Here is a 6742-nt window from a genome sequence, read left to right as displayed (position 1 = left end):
TACGGGCTACGCCCTCCGCGCCAATGCGCGCCAGCATGAAAAACCAACCACTGTCAGATTTAGTCTAGTCCACTGCATTTGAGCGCAGGGGCGACGTCCCACCCGGCCAGCAGAATGATGCCGTGCCCAGCCAGCGCCCAGTTGCTTACGATGTCGCTGTGATTGGAACCGATGGGCCCCGTTACCTTCACCGCTTCTATCCCCTGCGGACCTTGGAGTCGCCAGACACCGAAAGTTTGGTGCCGCTCCCGATAGAGAAGGCAGTCGTGGCCGGCGAGTTCAGCTGCCGTCTTCGGCGTGCCGCGTCTGGCGAGATATTCGGGCGCGGCGCAAAGCACCCGCGCGTTTTCGACCACGAGGTGCGTCACAAGGTGCGGCTCTGACACTTCGCCCATCCTGATGTCGATGTCAAAGCCTTCGGCAAGAAGGTCAACGCGCCGGTCCATCAGTTCGAGCCAGATTTCGAGGTCAGGATGCTCGCGATGCAGCTCCGCCAGTATCGGGGACAGATGATTGCGCCCCAGACGGAGGCTAGAACTGATTCGCAGCTGCCCCGATAATCGTCTGTCCGTTCGCGACACGCTGTCATTCAAACCATCGACCGCTTCCAGCACCCGGCGCGCCCACGCGTAAGCCGCCTCACCCGAATCGCTGATTCGAACGCGTCGAGTCGTCCGGTGGAACAGGGTTACGCCTAGCGCCCGTTCCAGGTCCGCGACTCGCTTGCTCACATAGGCCGGGGAAATCCCTAGTTCGGTAGCTGCTGCGACGAAACTCGAGCGCCGAGCCACTTCGCAGAAGACCTTGAGGTCGATGAGGTCCCAATCATTGTTCACGATTTGGAAGGATTGAAGTGAATGATGCACGCATTGTAGGCGCATCGGTTGACTCTATTCTCTGCTCCACGACGAAACCGCGCGTCTTAGTTCGCGGTTCATATAAACGGAGACAGGCAATGAAGCAGCAAGCCACCAAGGCCACCGCCGACGGCGCGCATCCGACTCGCCAGACGCGACGAGCCGCTGCGAGCGGTTGGATAGGTTCAGCGCTCGAGTACTACGACTTCTTCATCTATGCGACGGCCGCGTCGCTTATCTTTCCGCAAATCTTCTTCCCGAAAGGTGACCCCACCGTCGCCATCGTTGCCTCGTTGGCCACCTATGGCGTCGGTTATGTAGCGCGTCCGATCGGCGCTTTCTTCCTCGGTCACTTAGGCGATACGCACGGACGCAAGAAGGTGCTCATCGTTTGTATGTTCCTGATGGGCTTCTCGACCATGGCCGTGGGGTTGCTGCCGACCTATCAACAAGTCGGTGTTTTCGCCCCGACGCTGCTCGTCATCATGCGCCTCATCCAGGGCTTCGCTGTCGCAGGCGAAATCTCTGGGGCGAGTTCGATGATTCTGGAACATGCTCCATTCGGGCGCCGAGGCTACTACGCCAGCTTCACCCTCCAGGGCGTGCAAGCAGGTCAGATTCTCGCCGCAGCCGTTTTCCTCCCCCTGGCTCATTACATGCCGGAAGACGCATTCAACTCCTGGGGTTGGCGTATCCCGTTCCTGCTCAGCTTTGTGGTCGTCATCGCCGGGTACCTCATCCGCCGCAATGTGGAAGAAACGCCAGCTTTCCAGGAGGAAGGCGAGAAGCATGCAGTATCGCGTTCTCCCATCGTTGATGCGTTCAAGTACAGCTGGCGCGACATGCTTCGCGTAGTTGGCATCGCCTTGATGAACGTCATCCCCGTTGTGACCACAGTGTTCGGCGCAGCATATGCAGTTCAGCCGGGCTACGGCATCGGCTTCGCAAAGGACGTCTATCTCTGGATTCCCGTGCTGGGAAACATCGTGGCCGTCCTCGTGATTCCGTTTGTCGGCAACCTGTCGGACAAGGTCGGACGCAGACCGCTTGTCATGGTCGGTGCACTCGTGACCGGGTTGCTGTCGTTCGCCTACCTGTACGCAATCAGCATCAAGAGTGTTCCGCTCGCAATAGGCATGTCACTGCTGATGTGGGGTGTCGTCTACCAAGGTTACAACGCGATTTTCCCCAGCCTGTACCCGGAACTCTTCCCGACGCGCACCCGCGTCACAGCGGTAGCAATCGCTCAAAACGTTGGTACCGCACTGACGGCACTCCTGCCCGCTCTGTTCGCGGCAGTGGCCCCTCCGGGCGCATCCGGCATCCCGACGACCATTGGAGTCGTTACATTGGTCATCACGATTGTGTCGGCGGTGGCAGCCTGGAGCGCTCGTGAGACGTATCGAATTCCGTTGAACGATTTGGGCAAGCCTGACGCGAGCCCCATCGGCAAACCTGAGTACCAAGAGATGCGCCAGCAGGCTCTTGAGCAATCGCGCGCCTGAGCGTAATCCATTAAGGAGCAGCAAACATGAGCAAGACTCGAATCGCCGTCGCCGGAGCCGGTTATATCGGACAGGCACATATCGGCGTCGCCGTTGGAAGCAACACCTGTATGCTCTCCGCCATCGTTGACCCGTCGCCAGCGGCGAAGGCGCTGGCAGAGAAGGAAAACGTGCCGCTGTATGCCACGCTCGACGAAATGTTCGAGAAAGACAAACCGGATGGCGTCGTCCTCGCCACGCCGAATCAGTTGCATGTTGCACACGCCAAGCTGTCTCTCGAAGCAGGCGTACCAATGTTGCTCGAGAAGCCCATTGCGCCGACCGTCGCAGAAGCCGAAGCCTTAGTCCGCGTCGGCGAGGATGCACGTGTGCCAATTCTGATTGGTCACCATCGCGCCCACAGCCCCATCATGGCGAAGGCCCGCCAAGTGGTCGACTCCGGAGTTCTCGGACGTCTGGTTGCGGTCACGGGTACGGCGATGTTTGTGAAACCCGACCACTACTACGTCGACGCTCCGTGGCGTCGCGAAATCGGCGCCGGCCCGATTCTGCTGAACATGATTCACGAAGTGCACAACCTCCGCATGCTTTGCGGTGACATCGTCGCGGTGCAGGCATTCAGGTCGCACGCAACCAGAGATTTCCCGGTCGAAGACACGGTTGCAATCAACCTTTGTTTCGAAAGTGGTGCGCTCGGTACGTTCATGCTGTCGGACACGGCGGCTAGTGCTCGCAGTTGGGAGCAGACCTCGCAGGAAAATAAGGCCTATCCTACCTACGACGACGAAGACTGTTACCTCGTTGCAGGCACGAACGGGAGCCTCGCGATTCCGACGATGCGTCTGAAAACGTATCCGCGACACGAAGACCGCTCCTGGTGGAAGCCGTTCGAGGTAGGCGTGGTCGGCATGGTGCGTGACGACCCCATCAAGCATCAGATGGAGCACTTCGGCGCGGTCGCTCGCGGTGAGGTGGCACCCTTGGTATCGGCCCGCGATGGCCTCAAGAACCTGCGAATCACCGAAGCCATTGTGACTGCGGCAACGCAAGGCACCATCGTCGAACTGCCGCGTGACTGAAAATCAACATAGAAGAGAGATTGAAATGAAAGTACTCATGCTTCACGGCATCAACCACAACATGTTCGGCAAGCGCGACCCGGTTCAGTACGGGACGATTGCTTTGGCCGAAATCGACGATAAGCTCAAAGCGCTCGGCCGCGAGTTGAACGTCGAGGTCGACAGCTTCCAGACGAATCATGAAGGCGAGATGTGCGAACGCATTCACAAGGCCTTCTCCGAAGGCATCGATGCAGTGTTAATCAATGCCGGCGCGTGGACCCACTACAGCTACGGCATTCGCGACGCACTGGCCATCCTGACCGTGCCGGTCGTCGAGCTCCATATGTCCAACATCCACGCGCGCGAGGCATTCCGGCATCACTCGGTGTTCGCCGAGGTCGTGAAAGGGCAGATCTGCGGGTTCGGGCTCGACAGCTATCTGCTCGCGCTGCGGGCAGCGGTTGCCGCGGCCACCGAGGCAAACAAGGGTTGATGATGCATCAGTCCGCCGCATCGACATCCTGTGGCTGCCGTCGTGCGCCATACATTGCCTGTCGATGCAGCGGCGCGCCTGGATTGCTTCGATCTGCGGTGCGATGGAAACCTGGCGCGCGCCCATACGCGCGTCGCGCGCATAGCGGCTACCTAGGATCAATGGAGCTGCAAAAAAGGGCTACCTGCCAATGCTGACCATCTTGACCGTCACTGGCCCGATCTACCTCATCATTGCGCTGGGTTACGTCGCAGGACACTACGGAGTTTTCTCGAAGTCTGAAATTCGGGTGCTTGGCACATTCGTAGTGAAATTCGCCCTGCCTGCACTCATATTTTCGGCGCTATCGCAGCATCGTGCGCAAGAGTTCGTGCACTGGCACTATCTTCTCGCCTACGCCATCGGTTCGTTTGTCCTGATGGCCGCCGGCTTTGCCTGGAATGGATGGCGTCGACGAAAGGGTGTCACGATCAGTGCACTTTACGCACTGGGAATGTCCACTTCAAACAGCGGTTACGTAGGGTACCCGATCGCCATGCAGGTGGTTGGCGCGAAGGCCGCTGCAGTAGCGCTTGCATCGAATCTATTGGTCGAGAATCTGTTGATGATTCCGCTGTCGATCACACTGGCAGACAGTAACTCGTCCACGGCAGGGAGCTGGCATCTTGTCTTTCTTGAATCGATGCGTCAACTGATACGCAACCCGATGATCATCGCAATCATCGCCGGGTTTTGCGTAGCGCTGCTTGGTATTCCTGTCGGGGAGCTGTTTTCACGGACTGTCGCCATGCTGGCGATGTCTTCAACGGCGGTGGCACTCTTCGTAATCGGTGGCTCTCTTGTGAATTTGAGCCTAGCTGGATTCAAGGGTGAAGTGCTCACGGTCTCGCTATGCAAGCTTCTCTTGCATCCACTTGCGGTCGGAGCGCTTGCCTGGCTGGTGGTGTCCGATGACCCACCGTTACGTGCTGCAGCAACTGTGTACGCCAGCGCGCCGATGATCGGCATCTATCCGATCCTGGCGCAAAAGTACGGCCAAGAGAGTTTCTGCGCCGCCGTGCTGCTTTTCGCAACACTCACGGCCTTCGCCACAATCACTACAAGCTTGTACGTTCTCCGCTCAGTGCTGGTCTGGCTATAGACTTGTTCGTAAGCGATCCACGAACGACGCCCCTCAGAGTGAGGTGGCAGAACGGGTGAGGTGTGGTAGCAATGCGGGTCAGCGGAGATCGGCCGGCATTTTCCAGGGAAGCAGCGCGTCGTAGTCGTCGACGGTCTTCGCCAGTGGGAGACGCTGGAACAGCCAGGTGAGATAGCGATACGGATCGATACCGCCGGCCTTGCAGGTTTCGACGAGAGAGTACAGGTTGGCGCTCGCGTTCGCACCGTCGATGGTGTCCGAGAACAGCCACCCGCGGCGCCCGACGCAGAACGGGCGAATCGCGTTTTCGCAGGGATTGTTCGAGATGGGCCAGTCGCCGTTCTCGACGTAGCGGATCAGCTTCGGCCATTGCGCGCGCAGGTAGGTCAGTCCCTTGCCGAGCAAACTTTTCGGTACGACGCCGGATGACTGCTCGCGCATTAGCGCGTGGATCGAGTCGAGCACACGCGCGCTGTATCGTCGTCGCAACCGCTGTCGTCGTTCGGCCATCCACGTCGCGCTGCGGGCCTCGGCGGCGAACAGCCTGCCGATCAGCTTGATGAAGCGCGTCGCGAGCAGATCGGGCGTTCGGGCTGCCTTCGGTACGCTGTCTTCCGCTTTGACGAAGTACCGTCTCACGTGAACCCAGCATCCAAGGTGCACGAGCTGGTGACGTTGAGCGATGTCGTTGTAGGGCTCGTAGCCGTCGGTCATCATGACCGCGCCCTCGCGAATCCCGGTGAACAGCCTGTCGGCCAACTTGGTGCCGCGCCCCGGCGTATAGGTGAAGCAGCGGATGGGAACACCCGAGTCGGTCATCTGCGCCCAGAGGTAGCTCGTCGTTTGTGGTCGTCGGCCTTCTTCCTTCAGTACCTGGAGCGTCGTCTCGTCGCAGTAAATCAACTCGGCGTCGAGCAACGCGTCGCGCATCAGGTTAATCACCGGCTGCGCCGCGAGGCCGACGCGGACCATGCTGGCGGCGATCGTGTTCGACGAGATGTCGCCGCCGAAGCGACGCAGCAAACCGGCCTGGCGATAGATAGGCATCCCGAACTGATACTTTCCGGTAGCGATCCACGCGAGTGCCGATTCGCTTAACAGTCCGCGAGGGATGATGCGCGGCGGCGCCGGTGTAACCTTGATGCCGAGATCGCAGCACGGACACGCATATTTGACGCGTTGATGCTGGATCACGCGAAGCTGCTCGGGGATCACATCGAGTTGCTCGCTGATCTCCACGCCGAACTCGACGAGCGCATGACCGTCATTCGTGCAGAAGCGTTCGGCTTCGGGTAGTTCGTGTCGCACAACGTCGCGCGGCAGGTTGGGATCGAGCGGCTTGCGATGACCGCGCTTTTTGCGCGTATGTGCAGCGACCGTCGACTCCGGCGTATCTTCCAGTGCGGGCGTCGCGTTCGCACCGAGCGCCTCGGCTTCATTGAACAGACCGAGCTGTTCCGAGGTTCGTGCCTCGCTCTTCGCGCCGAACAGTTCGTGGCGGTAGGATCGGAGTCGTTCTTCGGCGAGATCGCGTTCCGCCGTCACGAGGCGCAGCGTACTGCGAACCTCTTCATGCTCGCGCTGAAGCGAACCATACGCCTCGCGTATCGCGAGTAGCGCAGCAAGTTCGTCGGCGGTGATCGCGACCTGGATCGGCATGCCGATTGGACAGACATGTCGATCAC

The 6742-nt window shown here is 59.6% G+C and carries 6 protein-coding genes; 4 read left to right on the top strand and 2 right to left on the bottom strand.

What is annotated here, in order from left to right:
- Positions 1–59: 59 nt before the first annotated feature.
- Positions 60–881 carry a LysR substrate-binding domain-containing protein gene (locus tag DIE23_RS33725; protein ID WP_124616531.1) on the bottom strand — a complete coding sequence of 274 codons (822 nt, stop codon included), beginning with the start codon at positions 879–881 and terminating at the stop codon, positions 60–62.
- A gap of 74 nt (positions 882–955) precedes the next feature.
- On the opposite strand from DIE23_RS33725, the gene DIE23_RS33720 reads away from it, so the two are divergent.
- The 4 genes from DIE23_RS33720 (at position 956) to DIE23_RS33705 (ending at position 5057) form a co-directional block, all read left to right on the top strand.
- The gene (locus DIE23_RS33720) at positions 956–2362 is read left to right on the top strand and encodes an MFS transporter (RefSeq protein WP_124616529.1); all 1407 of its coding nucleotides are present in this window, start codon (positions 956–958) and stop codon (positions 2360–2362) included.
- 26 nt (positions 2363–2388) lie between these two features.
- Positions 2389–3441, top strand: a complete 1053-nt coding sequence (locus DIE23_RS33715) for a Gfo/Idh/MocA family protein (protein WP_124616527.1) — start codon at positions 2389–2391, stop codon at positions 3439–3441.
- A gap of 25 nt (positions 3442–3466) precedes the next feature.
- Entirely contained in the window at positions 3467–3916 is a 450-nt protein-coding gene (gene aroQ / locus DIE23_RS33710; RefSeq protein ID WP_124616547.1) for a type II 3-dehydroquinate dehydratase, read from the top strand.
- Positions 3917–4106: 190 nt separating this feature from the next.
- Positions 4107–5057 carry an AEC family transporter gene (locus DIE23_RS33705; protein WP_124616525.1) on the top strand — a complete coding sequence of 317 codons (951 nt, stop codon included), beginning with the start codon at positions 4107–4109 and terminating at the stop codon, positions 5055–5057.
- 78 nt (positions 5058–5135) lie between these two features.
- On the opposite strand, the gene tnpC is transcribed toward DIE23_RS33705, so the two are convergent.
- Positions 5136–6716 (bottom strand): IS66 family transposase, encoded by a 1581-nt coding sequence (tnpC, locus tag DIE23_RS33700; RefSeq protein ID WP_124616523.1) that lies wholly within the window; start codon positions 6714–6716, stop codon positions 5136–5138.
- Positions 6717–6742: the final 26 nt, after the last annotated feature.

Origin of the sequence: Burkholderia sp. Bp9143 (assembly GCF_003853645.1) — a bacterium.
GTDB lineage: Bacteria > Pseudomonadota > Gammaproteobacteria > Burkholderiales > Burkholderiaceae > Burkholderia.
Note: the sequence above shows the minus strand (reverse complement) of the source record. Positions and strands in the feature narration are given on the sequence as shown.

Coding starts and splice junctions, on each gene's coding strand:
- DIE23_RS33720 (WP_124616529.1), top strand. CDS start 956: ATGAAGCAGCAAGCCACCAAGGCCACCGCCGACGGCGCGCATCCGACT.
- DIE23_RS33725 (WP_124616531.1), bottom strand. CDS start 881: ATGCGCCTACAATGCGTGCATCATTCACTTCAATCCTTCCAAATCGTG.
- DIE23_RS33715 (WP_124616527.1), top strand. CDS start 2,389: ATGAGCAAGACTCGAATCGCCGTCGCCGGAGCCGGTTATATCGGACAG.
- aroQ (WP_124616547.1), top strand. CDS start 3,467: ATGAAAGTACTCATGCTTCACGGCATCAACCACAACATGTTCGGCAAG.
- tnpC (WP_124616523.1), bottom strand. CDS start 6,716: ATGCCGATCCAGGTCGCGATCACCGCCGACGAACTTGCTGCGCTACTC.
- DIE23_RS33705 (WP_124616525.1), top strand. CDS start 4,107: ATGCTGACCATCTTGACCGTCACTGGCCCGATCTACCTCATCATTGCG.